The sequence below is a fragment of the Nostoc favosum CHAB5714 genome (assembly GCF_020829495.1).
GTDB classification, from domain to species: domain Bacteria; phylum Cyanobacteriota; class Cyanobacteriia; order Cyanobacteriales; family Nostocaceae; genus Nostoc; species Nostoc favosum.
The window spans coordinates 22,109-40,561 of record NZ_JAIVFQ010000007.1 but is presented as its reverse complement, the minus strand read 5'-3'; the positions used below and the strand labels follow the sequence as shown (position 1 = coordinate 40,561).

At 44.0% G+C, this 18,453-nt stretch carries 14 protein-coding genes; 8 read left to right on the top strand and 6 right to left on the bottom strand.

The window, feature by feature from the left end; genetic code table 11:
• Window positions 1-5: 5 nt before the first annotated feature.
• The 4 genes from murI to LC586_RS07320 form a co-directional block, all read right to left on the bottom strand.
• Window positions 6-872 (bottom strand): glutamate racemase, encoded by an 867-nt coding sequence (murI, locus tag LC586_RS07335; protein ID WP_229483933.1) that lies wholly within the window; start codon window positions 870-872, stop codon window positions 6-8.
• Window positions 873-1,004: 132 nt separating this feature from the next.
• The gene (locus tag LC586_RS07330; protein WP_229483932.1) at window positions 1,005-2,924 is read right to left on the bottom strand and encodes an N-acetylmuramoyl-L-alanine amidase; all 1,920 of its coding nucleotides are present in this window, start codon (window positions 2,922-2,924) and stop codon (window positions 1,005-1,007) included.
• 316 nt (window positions 2,925-3,240) lie between these two features.
• Entirely contained in the window at window positions 3,241-5,127 is a 1,887-nt protein-coding gene (locus LC586_RS07325; RefSeq protein WP_229483931.1) for an N-acetylmuramoyl-L-alanine amidase, read from the bottom strand.
• 584 nt (window positions 5,128-5,711) lie between these two features.
• Window positions 5,712-7,190, bottom strand: a complete 1,479-nt coding sequence (locus LC586_RS07320) for a cation:proton antiporter (protein WP_229483930.1) — start codon at window positions 7,188-7,190, stop codon at window positions 5,712-5,714.
• A 920-nt stretch (window positions 7,191-8,110) separates the two neighbouring features.
• Between LC586_RS07320 and LC586_RS07315 the strand changes: the two genes are divergently transcribed.
• Window positions 8,111-8,857 (top strand): SIMPL domain-containing protein, encoded by a 747-nt coding sequence (locus LC586_RS07315; protein ID WP_229483929.1) that lies wholly within the window; start codon window positions 8,111-8,113, stop codon window positions 8,855-8,857.
• Window positions 8,858-8,923: 66 nt separating this feature from the next.
• Here LC586_RS07315 and LC586_RS07310 read toward each other — a convergent pair whose 3' ends face one another.
• Complete coding sequence (locus tag LC586_RS07310) at window positions 8,924-9,286, bottom strand: single-stranded DNA-binding protein (protein WP_100900435.1); 363 nt, start codon at window positions 9,284-9,286, stop codon at window positions 8,924-8,926.
• A gap of 363 nt (window positions 9,287-9,649) precedes the next feature.
• Between LC586_RS07310 and LC586_RS07305 the strand changes: the two genes are divergently transcribed.
• The 3 genes from LC586_RS07305 to mreD all read left to right on the top strand — a co-directional run bounded on the left by LC586_RS07305 (window position 9,650) and on the right by mreD (window position 12,183).
• On the top strand, window positions 9,650-10,657 hold the full coding sequence (locus tag LC586_RS07305; protein WP_229483928.1) for a rod shape-determining protein: 1,008 nt from the start codon (window positions 9,650-9,652) through the stop codon (window positions 10,655-10,657).
• Between the two features lie 97 nt (window positions 10,658-10,754).
• Window positions 10,755-11,540, top strand: a complete 786-nt coding sequence (gene mreC / locus LC586_RS07300) for a rod shape-determining protein MreC (RefSeq protein WP_229483927.1) — start codon at window positions 10,755-10,757, stop codon at window positions 11,538-11,540.
• 25 nt (window positions 11,541-11,565) lie between these two features.
• Window positions 11,566-12,183, top strand: a complete 618-nt coding sequence (gene mreD / locus LC586_RS07295; RefSeq protein WP_229483926.1) for a rod shape-determining protein MreD — start codon at window positions 11,566-11,568, stop codon at window positions 12,181-12,183.
• Between the two features lie 462 nt (window positions 12,184-12,645).
• On the opposite strand, the gene msrB is transcribed toward mreD, so the two are convergent.
• Complete coding sequence (gene msrB, locus LC586_RS07290) at window positions 12,646-13,140, bottom strand: peptide-methionine (R)-S-oxide reductase MsrB (protein WP_229484054.1); 495 nt, start codon at window positions 13,138-13,140, stop codon at window positions 12,646-12,648.
• 460 nt (window positions 13,141-13,600) lie between these two features.
• Between msrB and ssuD the strand changes: the two genes are divergently transcribed.
• The 4 genes from ssuD to LC586_RS07270 all read left to right on the top strand — a co-directional run bounded on the left by ssuD (window position 13,601) and on the right by LC586_RS07270 (window position 18,430).
• Window positions 13,601-14,761 (top strand): FMNH2-dependent alkanesulfonate monooxygenase, encoded by a 1,161-nt coding sequence (gene ssuD, locus LC586_RS07285; protein WP_229483925.1) that lies wholly within the window; start codon window positions 13,601-13,603, stop codon window positions 14,759-14,761.
• Window positions 14,762-14,788: 27 nt separating this feature from the next.
• Complete coding sequence (locus LC586_RS07280; protein WP_229483924.1) at window positions 14,789-15,427, top strand: beta-class carbonic anhydrase; 639 nt, start codon at window positions 14,789-14,791, stop codon at window positions 15,425-15,427.
• Complete coding sequence (ssuE, locus tag LC586_RS07275; protein ID WP_229483923.1) at window positions 15,424-15,990, top strand: NADPH-dependent FMN reductase; 567 nt, start codon at window positions 15,424-15,426, stop codon at window positions 15,988-15,990. The genes LC586_RS07280 and ssuE overlap by 4 nt, the downstream gene beginning before the upstream one ends.
• Before the next feature lie 1,081 nt (window positions 15,991-17,071).
• Window positions 17,072-18,430: an FAD-binding oxidoreductase gene (locus tag LC586_RS07270; protein WP_229483922.1), complete on the top strand. Its 1,359-nt coding sequence runs from the start codon at window positions 17,072-17,074 to the stop codon at window positions 18,428-18,430.
• The last annotated feature ends 23 nt before the right edge of the window (window positions 18,431-18,453 follow it).

Genomic DNA, 18,453 nt, shown 5'->3' with positions numbered 1-18,453 from the left:
TAGCTTTATTGGAGTTGGGAAATAGCGGTATCAGTGAAGCAAACCTCTTCAACCATTGGGGTATAGCCTAGCCACTGCACTCCTGACTGGGAAAACTGTTTCGGACAACCGCTAACGGCGAAGCGAGTTGGCAGTGGTAGGTGGGTATTTTTTAAGCCTAGTAAGTCTAGCTCTTGGGCACAAGCTGCCACAACATGAACAGCTGGGTCAACCAGTTGGACATGAGAGGGGAGGAGCGATCGCAATACTGGTGTAAGGTGGGGATAATGGGTACAGCCGTGAACTAAGGTGTCAATTTCCTGCTCTAATAAAGGCTCTAGGTAAGCTCGTGCTACTTCCGCAGTGTAGGGGTCATGAATGCGGTTTTGCTCGATGAGTGGCACAAACTCTGGACATCCAACTTGCCAGACTTGGACATCAGGGGCAATTTCGAGTATGGCGTGCTTATAAGCATTACTTTTAGCCGTAGCTGGAGTGGCAATTACACCAATCCGCTTTCCTTGCTGCACGGCAGCTTTTGCACCTGGTAGAATTACTCCTAAAATGGGTATGTTGAATTCTTGACGCACAGTTTCAAGGGCCAGGGCAGAACTGGTGTTGCAAGCCATAATTACCATTTTTACCTGTTGCTGTTGTAGCCAGGTAAGAATTTCGCGCGTAAATTGTAAAATTTCTGCTTGTGAACGAATACCGTAAGGAAGTCGAGCTGTATCCCCAAAGTAAATAATTGATTCATTGGAGAGTTGCCGATATAGTTGTCGCAGTACCGTCAGTCCACCTACACCACTGTCAAAGATGCCAATTGGGGCACGTTGGGGTTCTTGATCAGAAAAATTGTCAAGATTCGCTTCAAAGATCGAAGATGAATACACAGGCAGATATTAATTTAGGTTTTGGGATTTAAAATACAGAATTTAGCAGACAATCTACAATTTGACCACTAAATTCTGGATGCCAAAAAAGTCTAAATACCACCTTTTAATGAGTAATTTGTACTATATCAATTAGCGCTGTAAGTATTTTAGGATGCCTTGAGCGATCGCTTCTGCCATCTGATTTTGATACTCTGGTGTTCCCAATCTAGGGTTATCTTCGTAACCACTCATATAGCCTGTTTCCACTAAAATCGAGGGCATAGAGCTTTTCCTGAGAACGTAGAATCTAGCTTTGCGGGTTCCTCGGTCTTTAATGGTAGGGATGTTTTGGAGAATGGAATTGCGAACTACTTCAGCTAAAGCATAACCACTATCATAATAATATACTTCTAACCCATTGACATTAGGACGATTATCAACCGAATTAGCGTGAATGCTGACAAAGGCAGTCGCATTAACTCGCTCGGCAATTTCTACCCGTCCCTGAAGTTCTACGAAAAAGTCAGCATCCCGCGTTAGCACCGCTTGTACACCATTTTGCTCTAAAATTGCTGCTACCCTTTTACCAATAGGCAGTATTACATCCTTTTCTAAAAGTCCGCCCAGACCTGGGGCACCTGAGTCTTTTCCACCATGTCCTGGGTCAATCACTACTAGTAATTTCCCTCTCTTGAGGGAGGGGCGCGGCTGTGGCTGGGAGATAGGACGGGGATTATCTGTGGGGTTTGGGAATTGACTTTGGTTTGGCGATAGCAGAGGAGGTAAAGTAATAGGGGGTGTGACGCTACCAGAGCGTTGTAATTCTAAAGCCAAAAGCTGGTCGCCAACTTGATTGAGTTCCCCAATTTGCACTCCGGCTGCTGGTTGAACCAAGACGACGACAGTATTCGATTCTTGTGGTTGCAGGCGGACTCGCAGGATAGGACTATTAGCATCAAAAGTCGGGCCTGTAACCTTGGGAGCTAACCGAGCATTGTTGATGGTGATGCGGAACAGACCAGAAGTTCTATCCCAGCCTCCTGTAGCAGATAAAGCTTGGTCGCCTCTAATCAGTAGTTGTGTACCATTACCAGCCAATTGCACAGACTGAATTGTAGCAGGTGAGGTGTTAGTAGATGGTATAGGGGGTGGACTATTACCTCCAGGCAATTGGGCAACGCCACGACTGGGCAGAACTACAAAACCACCAACACTGCTAGTGGTTGTTCGCCAATTTTGACTATTTTCATCCACCTCTAAAGTCATGCGAACAACAGATGGGCTTGTTTGTAGTTGGCTAAACTGAATGCGGCTGACACCATAGCGATTAATCGGTAAATCGCGCTGCCCTAGATTTGGTGATAAAGTGGCGCCAGCAATATCGATGTTAATTACCCTTTGATCGTTGCTACGATTTACCTGAATCTGAGGATTACCACCATTGGTACGGATGAAAAAACCATCGCCTGTGACTTGTAAGTTCTCAATTTGAGTAACTCTGGCGGCAAGCATTCCGTTTTTAGGCGGATTGACAGGGCTTGCCGTCACCACGTTGTAAATATTTCTTGGGGGGAACACTGGTGGAGATGTTCTCGGTGAAGTCTCTGTTGCTATAGCTTGTTCTTGTTGCCACCCAGTATTTGATGGTACATTTTCAGCTACTGGCGTAGGTAATTGCACCATCCAGCGTTCACGAAGTGTCCCCGCAGGGGATTCGCCAGTTCTGCCAACAAATTGTACTCCCTTGGGGTCAAGAGTATAACCAGGAGTCAATTCCACGACTATGCGCGTTGTTTGTTCGTCAAACTGCCCAACACGGATAGCACGAATTCCTCCGCCCACCTGTTGGGTTAACTGCGGACGCCCAAATGTGGTTCCTGGCAAATCAATTACTAAACGAGTGGGGTTAAAAATTAATTGTGCTTGGGGTTGCACATCCCCCAAAGTATTAATTTCCAGACGATTTTGGTTGGTATCAAAACGCCAAGATTCAAGTCTCGCGGCCATTGCCGGCGACGACAGCATGAAGATAGTTCCAATAGTACTGGATAGTAACCAGTGTAATTTCACAGTCGTTTCTCCTAATTCAGATTCATGGGAGCCGTCAACATCTCAACATATTGGCAAATCCTCACACCGTCACCGCGCACACTTGAGTTTTGCGCTGCTATTAAGACACAGCTAATGGCGTAAAATATAGCATGCTCCTCTGATTTTGCCATGCCATCCATTAGTCCATATAAATTTGACTGGGAAAGCATCAGATGGCAATAACAAAGAAGCTACTCCTGTCGCGCCGCAAGAATACTTAAATTGTTTTACTACTAAATTTGGATAAAAATGGTAAAGATTAGATATATTTACTCAATAATTTCGACTAAATTACTTATTGTCTCTTTAGATACTGAAGGATGCCACGAGCGATCGCATCTGCCATTTGATTTTGATAAGCTGAGGTTCTGAGTTTAGCGTTATCATCTCGACCAGTCAAATAACCTGTTTCTACGAGAATAGAAGGCATGGAACTTTTTCTGAGGACAAAAAATCTGGCTCGCCGCACTCCCCTATCTCTGACATTTACATTTTGAAGAATACTGTTATGGACAGTGCGAGCTAGACCCAAACCACTGCCGTAATAATACGTTTCTAAGCCACTGACATCCGAACGACCTGGCCCAACTGCATTAGCATGAATGCTAACAAAGACATCAGCATTCGCTCGCTCTGCTAATTGCACTCGTCCCGGAAGGGTAACGAAATAGTCAGAATCCCGCGTCATAACTACTTGTACGCCATTTTGCTGCAAAACCTGAGCTATTCTTTTGCCAATAGACAAAATAATATCCTTTTCGCGTAATCCCCCAAGACCTACTGCTCCAGGGTCTTTACCGCCATGTCCTGGGTCAATGAGGACTACTACTCGTCCATTGGTAAGGGGGCGCTGTGGTTGTATTAGGGGCTGGGGATTGGGATTGTTTGGGTCTGGGAATGGCCCCCGGTTTGGCGGTGGTAGTCCAGGTAAAGCAAAGGGGGGTCTTCCGGGGAGGGCGACAATTCGCCGAGAGCCTTGTATTGGTACCAAAAGCTGGTCACCAATTTGTCTGGGTTGCCCAAGTTGCACTCCGGCTGCTGGTTGAACTAAAACAACGACTGTGTTAGGTTCTTGGGGTTGCAAACGTACCCGGAGAATGGGGCTATTGGCAACAAAAGTAGGGCCTGTGACTCTGGGAGCTAACTTGGCATTGGTAATTGTGACACGGAACAGACCTGAGGATCTATCCCAGGTTCCTGTGGCAGATAAAGTTTGGTCGCCTCTAATTAGCAGTTGTGTGCCATTATCAGCCAGTTGTACAGACTCTATTGTTGCTGGGGAGTTGTTAGCAGATGGTCTGCTGGGAAAGGAGGGTGGTTGTGACTGATTGTCAGAATTATTATTTCCAGGCAATCTGACAACAGGACTTGGAAGAACTACTAATCCAGCACCGTTACTATTACTTGCTCCCCAGTCGGGGCTATTTTTGTCTACCCGTAAAGTCAGGCGAACGGCAGGAGGTTGGGTTTGTAGCCGGGTGAATTCGACGCGGCTAATACCATGTTTGTTAACGGGGATATTATTCTGTTGCGTCAGACGTGGTGATAAAGATGCATCAGAGATGTCCATGAAGATGGTAGCGCGATCGCGGCTCCGAATTACCTGAATCGGAGGATTACCACCACTGGTGCGAATGAACAACCCATCGCCTGTTACTTGTAAGCTCTCAATTTGAGTCGCCCCTCGTGTAGTAGTGGCAACCCTTGAAATACTAGGTTGAGGTTCAGAGTCTGGGGTAACAACAGTGTAGGCACTTCTGGGAGATAAAGTGGGAGATGAGGCTACTCTATCCACTTCTGGTCTAGGTAATTGCACCGTCCAGCGATCGCCAGTTGTACCAACAAATTGCACTCGTTTGGGGTCTAAAGTATAGCCAGGAGTCAGTTCGACAACTATACGGGTTGTTTCTGTATCAAACTGCCCAACCCGGATCGAGCGAATTCCACCGCCCACCTGTTGGGTTAGCTGCGGACGCCCAAATATAGTTCCTGGCAAATCAATTACCAGCCGAGTCGGGTTGAAAATTAGTTGTGCTTGGGGCTGAACTGCTCCCAGAGTATTAATTTCCAACCTATTTTGATTGGCATCAAAGCGCCAAGATTCAAGTCTCGCGGCCATTGCCGGCGACGATAGCATGAAGATAGTTCCAATAGTGCTGGGTAGTAACCAGTGTAATTTCACAGTCGTTTCTCCTAATTCAGGTTCATGGGAGCCGTCAATATCTCAACTCATTGGTAAATCATCACACCGTCACCACCTAAACTTGACCTCTGATGCCTTTTTTGATTTTTTAAGCTGGTATAAAAACGTGCTTAAATCAGTTATCAGGTTTCATATTGGGACTAAATCCCCATGTGAAGTTTTCCACCTTTAGAGGTAGAAACTTTGACTTCCAAGGAAGCTAGAAAACTAATAACTGATAACCGTTCACTGATAACTGTTTTTTGTTTTTCGCCATCAATGTACTAAATAGATAGTTCCCATTCCTGTCAGATGATCTAGCAAAATTTATGGGTGTTGCTCCCCAATTACTTGGAAAATATTCAAATAAAGGCTTACAAGCCAAGGGAGATTGGAAATAAATAACATTCCGAATGCTGGTAGAAATTATAAACAGAGGATTATTCTACAATCACACGGGACGGAAATTTAAGGAGAGAAGTTTCCACTGCATAATTGGGAGATGAGGGGGATGAGGGAGATGAGGGAGAGTTATTGAACAAGTTTCTTCCCATTCCCCATTCCCCATTCCCCATTCCCAAAGATTAGCGATCGCTAGATTCTGGAGTTACTTCCAAATTGCCACTGTCATTTGATGCTGGCACTCTTGACTGAGGTGGTTCAATTACCAACGAAGTTCCAGAGGAACCATCTAAAATCAGTTGGTCTGAGCCTGAATCCACAGTTTTTGGATCTGGAAATACAAATCGTAACAAAGGAGGAGCTAAAAAGGTTGTCAAGATAACCATCATGATGATTGCTGCCCCTAATGGTTTCGAGAGAGCGCCACTGGCTGCGCCGACACCAGCAAACACTAATCCAACTTCCCCTCTGGGAATCATCCCCACACCGATGGCTAAACGGTTGATTTCCGGTTGACCAAACACGCTTAAGCCTGTGATTACTTTACCGAGAATGGCTACTGTGATCAGGAAAGTTGCCATAATTAGACCTTCCCGATTATCGGGAATTGCTGGGTTTAAAACTCCCAAATCGGTTTTTGCCCCAACAGTCACAAAGAAAATTGGCACTAACATATCGGCAATCGGACAGACTTGCCTTTGCAGTTCTTTGCGCTTCTCTGTCTCTTCTAGAACTAAACCCGCCGCAAAAGCTCCTAGAATTGCTTCTAAGTGGATGACGGCCGCAAGGTATGCCATAGCAAAAGCGAAGATGAATGCTGGTATTACCAGTCCACCGCGTGTTTTGAGTCTATCAGCGATCGCTACAAAGGACTTGTTGAAAACATTGCCTAGTAAGATTGCTCCCAAGATAAAACCAGTGGCGCTGATAATCAAATAAATGACTTTGCTTACATCCACCACGCCATCTTTAGCTAGGCTGGCAACTACCGCTAAAACGATGATTCCCAAAACGTCGTCAATTACGGCAGCACCCAAAATAATCTGCCCTTCTTTAGAATTGAGTCGCCCCAACTCTGACAGCACTTTGGAAGTAATCCCAATACTAGTGGCAGTCAAAGCCGCCCCTGCAAAAATTGCGGGTATAGCAGCAATACCAAACAAAGTCATCAGCCCGACAGTACCAGCTGCAAAGGGTACTACTACCCCCACTACTGCTACGACAGTGGCTTGGATACCAACTGCCATTAAGTCTTTTAAGTTCGATTCCAAGCCGATTTCAAACAGTAGGATAATCACACCCAATTCTGCCAAAACCGAAATGACCTCTGACTGCGCTGCAAACACGGCTGGAGTAGCTTCAGGCGTTAAACCAGCAGTGATTTTAAGGAAGGACATGATCAAAGAGTTAGAACTGTCTGTGCCGCCTTCTGGAAATACTAAAAGGTGAAAAACAGAGATGCCAACTACCACACCACCTACGAGTTCGCCTAAGACAGGCGGTAAACCCACTTGGTTTGATAACTCTCCACCAACTTTGCTGGCGAGATAAACCACTACTAAGCTTAGTAACACTGCTGCTACTACCATTGAACTGTCTGCGGCTTGTGTTGCGCTGGCCAGCAGAGGAAAAGAGAAGCTGATTGGATCTAACAAATGCATGGGTTCTCTGAAAATCCTTCTCTTTGATTTTGACGCGTTTCTGAAAAACGTATATCTATAGAGACGCTATTTGCAGCTTCCAGAACTTCATTTGTGCCATTTGTCAACTCAATCAAGCATTGCCAGAAAACTTCCCAAACCGAGACTACAGATATTCAATTTATTGGTAAGCAAGTTCGTAGTAAGGACTTCAGTCCTTATTTTCTAAGCACTAAAGTGCTTACTACAAACCCTCAAAACGAGCTTGACAAAAGACCCCACCCCGCCAAAGCTACGCTTTGTCTCCCCTCCCCGCAAGCGGGGAGGGGTTGGGAGTGGGGCAATACGGTTCGGATAAGACTTGATCCCCCCAACCCCCCTTAAAAAGGCTTGCTCATAATGGCTCTATTTCCCCCTTTTTAAGGGCAGGGCTGTTTCATTCCCGAAAGAGCTTTAAAAATCAAGGGTTCTAGCAATTAAAAATTGGTTATTTTGTTCCTAGCGTGCCGATAATATGAACTATTTTACTGATCTTTAAGTGCTTAAATGTTCATCTCATCGTCACCCTCACTTACCATTTTTCCCACTAACCATCTTGACAAATCCTGTTTGAAATGGAATGAAACAGCCCTGCTTTTTAAGGGGGACTAAGGGGGATCTTTAAGGACTATGCACCTAAACCGAACCGTATTGGGGGGTGGGGTATTAGGAACTTTTGCAAGAGGCCTAAATTACTAGTGTAATTTTTTTAGTTTCCAAAAATGTAACCATTTCAGCTTTTGACTATGGCAGTGTCAAAGTAAGAACATAGAAATCGTATCTAGCGATCGCACTTGAGTTGTGAAAAACTTGTGGTTACTGTTGACTCTCAACAGCCACCAGAAGATTGCTACATACGTTGATTAAAAACATCTGTGGATACTTGGAGGAGTGCAAATCTTATGACTAGAGCCGCTTTATCTGGTTCTCAGTTTCCCAATACTAAGTTGTGGAAAATACTGCCTTTATCTTTGCTATTATGTTTAAATTTTACACTGCCTACCTTGGCACAAGAAAAAGAGAAATTGTGGCGAACCCTTAGTGTCAGTGGTCGTGGAGTTGAAACAATTCCTACAACCCTGGCGCAAGTAAGTTTAGGAGTGGAGATTCAGGGGAAAACAGCCCAGGAGGTACAGCAAGAAGCCGCCCGGAGGTCATCGGCTGTAGTTGCGTTTCTCAAAAGCCAAAATGTCGAAAAATTACAAACTACTGGTATCCAGCTTAATCCAGTTTACAGCTACACCAATAATGTGCAGCGAATTACAGGCTATGCTGCCAATAACACCGTAAGTTTTAGGATTCCTACCGAAAAAGCTGGTACATTATTGGATAATGCAGTGAAAGCGGGTGCGACACAAATTAATGGTATTAGTTTTGTTGCTAATGATGAAGCGATCGCGGCTGCTCAAAAACAAGCATTAAAAGAAGCTACCCAAGATGCCCAGCAGCAAGCTGATGCTGTTTTCAGTGCCTTGGGTTTCAAATCCAAAGAAGTGGTGAGCATTCAAGTTAATAATGCCAGTGCGCCTCCACCACCAATGTTTTTAAGGGCTGAGGCTTCAAAGTTAGCCAACGCCGATGCTTCCACCCCTATCGTTGGTGGTGAACAGCAAGTAGAAGCATCCGTGACATTGCAAATTAGTTATTAGTCATTAGTCATTAGTCCTTTGTCATTTGTGAGGGCAAAGGACTAATAATTAATGTTCAATGCCTAATTAAAAATGCTCTGAAGACATATCTCCTGTACCGCCTTCTCCATCGCGCTTAGAGCCTAATAAATCCAGTTGATCTACTCTAATAATGGGTGTAGAACGGTTTGCTCCCGTTTGGCGATCGCTCCATGTGTCAAACTTTAAGGAACCTTTTATGCCAATTAGGCTTCCCTTACGCACATAATTACCTGCTACCTCAGCCGTCTTATCCCATAATTCCAGCGTGAACCAGTCGGGTTCATCGCTGTTGCGCGATCGTCTTTTTACAGCTAGTGTCAATCTACACTTAACACTACCAGATTCAAAATATTTTATATCAGGGTCGCTACCTACACGACCAACAAGAGTGACAATATTGATACTCATGTGCGTTACCTTTTAGTACATGCGTACTTAGTAATTTAGACTTTCATCATAGCGAATTGTGAAACACTTGAAAATAATGTGTTAAACAGTTAACAATATAGTTGACTTGAAAAAGTATACATATTACTTGGAGAAACACATAAAAGTATACGAATATACTTAAGCTAACCATAAAATATCAATAAATAGAGACGTGAGACATAGTAAATATTCCTGGGAATCATATAAAAATATAGTCTAGTTTATTGAACTCAGGATATAAACATAATCGAATCAACTCTTACCGTTGTAGTCAAGAAGTATCGCACATAGGGGGCTTAGAGACGCGTGGGTATTTTTAGGAACTTTCGCACATCATGGGATATGGGTATCGACCTCGGTACCGCTAACACCCTAGTTTATGTATCTGGTAAAGGTATTGTACTGCAAGAGCCTTCTGTAGTTGCTATCGATGTCAACGAAAAGGTAGCACTGGCAGTAGGAGAAGAAGCCAAAAAAATGCTCGGTCGTACACCTGGAAATGTGATTGCCCTCCGCCCTTTGCGGGATGGTGTAATTGCTGACTTTGATATCGCCGAGCTGATGCTGAAAAGCTTTATTGGGCGTGTAAATGAAGGTAGGTCTTTGATTTTACCCAGGATTGTCATTGGTATTCCCAGTGGTGTCACAGGCGTAGAAAGGCGAGCTGTAATGGATGCAGCTCATCAAGCAGGAGCAAGAAAAGTTTATTTAATCGATGAACCTGTAGCTGCTGCCATTGGTGCAGGACTACCTGTTGCTGAACCCACTGGCAACATGATCATTGATATTGGTGGTGGTACAACAGAAGTTGCGGTGCTGAGTCTTCAGGGTACAGTGATCAGCGAATCAGTACGCATTGCTGGGGATGAACTGACTGAATCGATCATTCAGTATATTAAAAAAGTTCATAACTTAGTCATTGGTGAACGTACTGCCGAGGACATCAAGATTCGGATTGGTTCTGCCTATCCTACTAATGATGATAATGACGCCATTATGGAAGTCCGAGGCTTACACCTGCTTTCTGGTCTTCCGCGAACTGTAACAATTAAAGGCCCAGAAATCCGTGAAAGTATGTTGGAACCGCTATCAGTAATTATAGAAGCTGTGAAGCGGACACTAGAACGTACACCTCCAGAACTGGCGGCAGACATTATTGACAGAGGTATTATGTTAGCTGGTGGTGGTGCTTTGCTCAAAGGCATAGATACCTTAATTAGCCATGAAACGGGGATTGTGACCCACATTGCCGCCGATCCTCTCTGCTGTGTGGTGCTGGGAACAGGTCGTGTGTTAGAAAACTTTAAACAGTTGGAACGAGTTGTCACCGAAAGCTCTCGCAATATGTAGCAAAAATATCAGATTTGAGTTCTATCTGAGTTCTATTTGGGTTTTATATAAATAGAATCCAAGTAGAACTTAATTGTTTAAGTATATAAAGGTATATATGGTTACGATACGGCGTTGGTGGGATCATAAAGGGTTACAAATCGGGTTGATAGCTCTAGTAGTTGGTAGTGCTTGGATATTGCGACAAACTCAAGGTGTACTGGTGCTTGAGACATACCAGGCAATTACCCGTCCGTTAGAGATGTTGCAGTCAGGGCCAACTCCAGAAGAACGTCTCAGAGATGCTCGGATATTAGAATTGCAAACCCGTATAGTAGATTTGGAAAGTCAAAAGACAAAGCTACAAGATTTATTAGGCTATGTGGAAAAAGAGCCATTGGCATCACGGCCAATTCCAGCACGGGTAGTAGGACGTAGTGCTGACCAGTGGTGGCAACAAGTTACCCTGAATCGCGGTGCGAATGCAGGGATTCAGGAAGGCTTCATAGTCAAGGCAGAAGGCGGATTGGTGGGTTTGGTGGAAAGTGTAACTCCCAATACTAGCCGCGTATTGTTAATCAGTGATCTCAAGAGTCAAGTGGGTGTATCAGTTAGCCGCACAGCAGCTAAAGGCGTTTTGCGAGGAGATTCTTCAGCAGAAGCTGTGCTGGAATTTTACGAAAAAGTCCCAAATGTCAAGGTAGGAGATTTAGTTTCCACATCTACTTATAGTCAGAAATTTCCATCTGGTTTGGCGGTAGGACGAATCAAGTCGCTGGATTTAAAAAAACTTCCCGCATCAGTAGCGAAAATTGAGCTTTTTCCGCCAATTCGCTCTCTCGATTGGGTAGCTGTTTATCCAAAGCTAGAAAACCAAGAGTCGGAAACCCAAAAGTCTAAGTAAATTCTTCAAAAAAATCCATAGAAAAATGAAGATTCCTGCATTTGGTGGTAGCAGGCAGAAAAAGCCAAAATCGTCAGAGCGAAAATCGAAATTCCGAATCCAGCCACTTTCTCGTTGGCATCCCGGTGTACGTCAGTTGTTGAGTTGGATAGTAACGGCTAGTTCTGTACTGTTATGTTTATTATTATTGCCAACCCGCCTGCCGGGTATGGAATTATTGGGAATTGCCCCTAACTGGCTGTTAATTTGGGTAGTAGCTTGGAGTGTGAAGCGCACGGTGTTTGCCGGAGCATTGGCAGGTATAGTTCTGGGGCTACTTCAAGATTCAATGACATCACCTAACCCTACTCATGCTCTTAGTTTAGGTATAGTGGGAATTTTAACTGGTCTGCTCCAGAAGCAGCGTTTTATCGAAGAAGATTTTATTTCGATTGCTGTAATTGTCTTTGTTATGGCAGTTTTGGCAGAAACTATTTTTGGGTTGCAATTAACTTTGATGGGAAATGAGCGCAAGGTAACAGATATTTGGACATATTACCAGCGTGTCGCCTTAGCCTCTGCCATTCTTAGTAGTCTGTGGGCACCTGTGGTGTATTATCCGCTAAATCGTTGGTGGCAGCGGATGAAATTGTTGGAACAATAGTCAAAGGATTTTGGATTTTGGATTTTGGATTTTAAATTTTGGATTAACCCCGATAATCAAACAACACCGTATCATGGTAGTTAGTGGCATTTATGTTTGATACTTTCTTTTTTGCCTTAAAAAAATATCAGGTAAATCATCTTCTGATTTACTGACGGCAGAATATGGAAGCTTTGACTGATTAACCTAGTTGGAGAACGCTGATGTCGAAAGAAAGAAAAAGTAATAAAGAAGTTAAAAAACCTAAAAAAGATCCCAAAGACAAAAAGGAGAAAAACGACCCCAATAAATAGGACGATTTAGGTAAATAGCTCTAGCTAAGACCAAGAGTCGCATTTCTTTAAATTGACAATACTTAGCCTACTAGCATTGAATAGGAGAAGTTATTGTCAAAAATTTATTCACCCTTGGTCAAGCCTCAAAATCTAATAATTTAGGTTAGTGCGTGCGATTGCAACTTAATTAGGCAGGCGTAAACTTTAACGAAACACCGTTCATGCAGTAGCGCTTGCCTGTGGGTGCAGGGCCGTCATCAAAAACATGACCCAGATGACCACCACAGCGACTACAATGTACTTCAGTTCTGGTCATAAACAACGACCTATCTACAGTAGTAGCGATCGCACCTTCAATCGGGTTAAAGAAGCTAGGCCAGCCAGTACCACTGTTAAATTTGGTTTCAGAGGTAAACAGTGGCTGTTCACACGCAGCACAATAATAAGTACCATTGTCGTATTCCTTATCCAATGCGCTGGTGTGAGGGCGTTCAGTCCCATGTTTACGCAACACATTAAACTGTTCTGGCGTTAAAATCGTGCGCCATTCCTCTTCAGGTTTAGTAATTTCAAATCCACTTTTAGAAGTTGTCATCTCTTCTGGCCCCCATTTGATATACCTTGATAACAATGCTGTGCCGACTATTACCGCACTAGCCTGTAAAAAATATCGTTTGTCCATATATCTATTATTTTCTATTTTCCGGTTCACTGGGCAATCAACTCTAGTACGGAATTCCCTACATTAATAACTATAATCAGCGATGTCTCGACAAACCGCTTCTCTATGAGAGGCTTTGCCAACGCGTCTACGCCCTGAATTACTCCTGATAAGTAAAGTTATATACACAAACCTGTCATTGCTGTATTCTTTCTAGAGACAGAAAAAAGACGGCAAGGTGCTGCTCTTTCGCCTCAACAAGAGCAGCACCCCGCCCCTGGAGCCTCTTTTCAATGCCCAATACCAAATTTTTGCGATCGCCAGCTGATCGAACACGGCTTAATATACATTGGTCTGATAAAGATACCGGAGTTTTCAGAAAAACTTCTTGCTTGGTTAAGTAGAATATGTGATACTCTGAAAACTATAAACAAAGGGCGGTATTTATATCGAATTGCCGTAGTTTAAAAGGACAGAACTCATGCAGCTACTATGGTTCATCCCAACCCACGGCGACGGACGTTACCTTGCAACTGCTACAGGTGGACGGGCAGTAAGCTTTCCTTATCTGCGGCAGATTGCCCAAGCGGTGGATGACCTTGGTTATACAGGGGCATTGTTGCCTACGGGCCGATCTTGCGAAGATGCTTGGATTGTAGCGTCAACACTACTATCACTGACGCGACAGATGCGTTTTTTGGTAGCGATTCGTCCCGGCTTGGTATCACCTGGGGTAGCAGCACGGATGGCGGCGACTTTTGATCGCCTCTCTGGAGGACGGTTGCTGATTAATGTGGTGACAGGAGGCGATCCTGTGGAGTTAGCGGGAGATGGCTTGCATTTGGATCACGATCAGCGCTATGAATTAACAGATGAATTTTTGACAGTATGGCGAGCGATAGCTAGTGGTGAACAAGCTAATCTCCAAGGCGACTATCTTAATATCCAAGATGGTAAGCTGCTGTTTCCACCTGTTCAGAAGCCATATCCGCCCTTGTGGTTTGGCGGTTCCTCTCCTATTGCTCAAAAAATTGCTGCCAAGCATGTAGATGTCTATCTAACTTGGGGCGAACCACCGGCGCAAGTAGCCGAGAAGATTGCATCAGTTCGCAGACTTGCTTTATCAGAAGGCCGAACTTTGCGGTTTGGGATTCGCCTACATGTGATTGTGCGGGAAACTGAGGGTGAAGCTTGGGATGCGGCGAATCAATTGATTAAGTATGTAGATGATGAGGCGATCGCTAAAGCCCAAAAAGCTTATGCTCGGATGGATTCAGAAGGACAACGCCGGATGACTCAATTACACCACGGTAATCGTGAGGCATTAGAGATAAGCCCGAACCTGTGGGCGGGAGTTGGTTTGGTACGGGGTGGTGCGGGAACGGCCTTAGTCGGCGATCCTCAAACCGTAGCTGCCAGGATGTTGGAATATGCTTCTTTGGGTATTGAGTCTTTTATTCTTTCTGGCTATCCCCACCTAGAGGAAGCTTATCGAGTTGCAGAACTTCTATTTCCCCATTTGCCCTTAGAGAATTTGCCAGCAGTAGAAAAGCAACATGTCTTAAGTCCATTTGGCGAGATTGTGGCAAATGAAGATTTCCCTAAGCAACAGCATCAGGAAAGAGCAACGTCCATATCCTAGTAATTAAGAACTAGAAGATTACCAGCCATGTTGCACCAACAAGTTGACCAAAAAATCTCAGAAAAAGAAGCGTGGGCATTGCGTCGTCAGTTGGGGATACCTAACAATAAACGCTTGTGGGTGCTGGCGTGCATGGATGAACGTTTACCTGTGGAAAAAGCATTAGGAATTGGTGAAGGAGATGCTCATATTTTCCGTAATGCTGGGGGCTTAGTGACGGATGATGCTATCCGGTCAGCAATGTTAACTACACAGTTTTTTGGCACCAAAGAAATCATCGTTATTAATCATACCGAATGTGGCATGATGACAGCATCAGGAGACTTTCTCAGTGAGGTATTGCGAAATCAAGGTATTGACGTGGATCAAGTTAGTGTCGATCCTGCTTTGCCAGAGTTGAAGCTACCAAAAGGCGTTTTTTCCAAATGGATCAAAACGTTTACCGATGTGGATGAAATCTGCACACAGCAGGTGGAATTGCTGCGTAATTCTGCTTTAATTCCCCAGGATGTAGTTATTCATGGCTACATCTGGGAAGTAGAGAGTATGAGTTTGCGCCGTCCCTACAAACGTCTGAGTGATCAGGTCAACACAGCATCAGCTATGAAGACCAAAACCACAAAACATACTGAACCCATTTTAGAAATTGGGAGTTTAATTGAATGACAAATATTTTAGCGATCGCTGGTAGTCCAACCCATCCATCTAGAACTTACGGTTTTGTCGAATACACTGCCAAGCTTTTACAACAAGAAGGCTTGCATGTAGACATTATTTCAGTTCGGGATTTGCCTGCTGAAGATTTAGTTTTTGGACGTTACGAGAGCCAAGCTTTAGAACAGCCAAAAGCTTTATTAGCAAAGGCAGATGGTGTGATTATTGCCACCCCAATCTACAAAGCTGCTTACACAGGAGTGCTAAAAACATTTCTAGATTTGCTACCACAAAAATCATTGACAGGTAAACCCGTGTTACCAATTGCTCTGGGTGGAACGATCGCTCATTTATTGGCAATTGAATATGCCCTGAAACCTGTGTTATCTGAATTAGGAGCGCGGCATATCCTAGCTACTGTTTATGCAGTAGATAAACAAGTTCAACGACAAGCTGATAACAGTGTCCTGTTAGATGAGGAAATTGAGCAAAGACTCAAAGACGTTCTCAAGGAATTTGTTAAAGCTGTAGAATATGACGCCGCAGCACCTCAAGAATTGGTTCATGCCAATTAAATAATCAAGTTTATACCTCCGCTTACTTGTAGCAGAGGGGTAATTTTTATCCATCTGCTACCTTTCTTTTTAAAGTTAATCAGAGCAATATAAATTGATTATCAAAATTTAAAATTTTCTAGCTATATTCCAATGAATAGACTACGCATCGGCTTCTCTCAACGAAAATCGGCGGGAATCCCATCCCTTCAAGGGGTGTCCGGGATAGCCGCCCGCCGATTTAGTCATTAGTTATTAGTCATTAGTCATTGGTGCTAATGACTAATGACTAATGACTAATGACTCGAAATCCCCCGGCTTGAAGCCGGGGGATGAGTTAAAACCTCTGTAGTCTATTTAAATAACTTCGCTGTAATTTCTGATTTTCCCAGAGAAAATTTTGTATATATACAAATTGTCTCCTAACTCTACCTGTAGTAGATGAGTAAATTTCACTCATTTACTACTTTCTCTTCACATTCTCTGGAAGCAGTTAAAACATTCCAAAAAGGTATTAGGAATTGGGTGATTAAGTCGGATCTTTAAGAGGATGTCTGAGAAGTATCAAATATTTGTTGATCCTCCCTAACCCCCCAAAAGGGGGAATAAGAGTCTTAAAGTCCCCCAATTTATCGGGGAGCCACTGCGGTCTTGGGGTCTCCCCAAGTGAAGCAAGTGGCGTGGATTTAGGGGGATCTCCAAAGGTTAGGTGTATACGAAAAAACTTTTCAGACATCCTCTAATACCTTACCCAACCAAAGCGCGATCGCTGTTAATACAAGAGCATCACAAATTTATTTCTAATAATTTATTAGATTATTAATATCGGTAGCTCATTAGTTATAAACCTTAGAGTTACAAACTACTCCAAGAAGTTTATTGTAAAAGAGTAGCGATCGCTTGAAGAACAAACCTGCTTTTATTTGGCGCTGATTACAAGCTAGCGTTGGCGCAGTTCGCACTTCTCTACGAGACGCTGCGCGAACGGCTACGCTCAGTGACCACCGTAGGCATTGCTAAAGCCACCGTATATTAGTAGCAATGCGCTTTTTTGGTCAGGTTAGCCAGTAAATTAGATGTAGGGCGTAAAAAAATAAACTCAATGAAAGCAATGTCTAACGACAGGCCGCAAGCCGTCTGCGCTTCTGATTTTGCATCTATCGTCGGCGAAGAAAATGCTGTTTGCTTGTGGGAAAATATCGAACTCGGTCAGCAAAAACGTATCCAACAGGCTATAACTTCTGGAAATTCTCCCAGTTGTATCGTCTATCCCCGCACTCAACAACAGTTAGCCGCAGTCATCGCTACAGCTCACACTAACAACTGGCGTGTTCTCCCCTGTGGTAGTGGCAGTAAACTTAGCTGGGGCGGTTTAGCTAAGGGCGTTGATATTGTAGTTAGTACAGAACGCATTAACCAACTCATTGAACACGCTGTTGGTGATTTGACTGTCACAGTAGAAGCTGGGATGAAATTCTCTGATCTGCAAGCACTTTTGGCAAAATCGCGGCAATTTCTCGCCCTTGACCCCACAGCACCAGAGTCAGCAACCATTGGCGGTATTGTTGCCACAGGTGATACAGGTTCGCTGCGGCAACGTTATGGTAGTGTGCGCGACCAGCTACTTGGCATTACCTTTGTGCGTGCTGATGGACAAGTCGCTAAAGCTGGAGGGAGAGTAGTTAAAAATGTTGCCGGATATGACTTGATGAAGTTGTTTACTGGGTCTTATGGCACATTAGGCTTTATTAGTCAACTAACTTTCCGCGTGTATCCGCTACCAGAGGCATCGGGAACGGTGGTACTAACGGGTAAAGCTGAGGCTGTATCTCAAGCGGCTGATATCCTTCGAGGTTCGGCATTAACACCAGTTCAGGCTGATTTGCTATCAACTAAACTGGTGTCCAGCTTAGGTTTGGGCCAAGGACTGGGATTAATTGCCCGTTTTCAAAGTATTAGTGAGAGTGTTAAGGAACAGTCAAACCGAGTTTTGGAAGTTGGGCAAAAGTTAGGTTTAGATGGGGCAGTTTTTGCCGAGGGTGATGAGGCTAATCTATGGCAGAGATTGCAAGAACGTATACATACTACTGGCACAGAATCTGTAATTACTTGCAAAATAGGAGTGTTACCTACTGCTGCCGTGGAGATTTTGAATCAGGTGGAGTTGGGTTTAATTCATATAAGTAGTGGTTTGGGTTTGTTACAATTAGAAAATAAAAATCAAGTTTTGAAAGTGCGCGATGAGCTACGCTCTTGTGGAAGCGATGCCTACGGCGGGCTGCGCCTACGCACTCAAGCTAATAGTGGTTTTTTAACAATTCTATCAGCACCAGTGGCGGTTAAAGAAGAAATAGATGTTTGGGGTTATACGGGCAATGCCTTGCCGTTGATGCGCCGTATTAAGGAACAGTTTGATAGTAAGAATATTTTAAGTCCTGGGCGGTTTGTCGGTGGAATTTAGTTTTAAGAAAACGAACCGCAGAG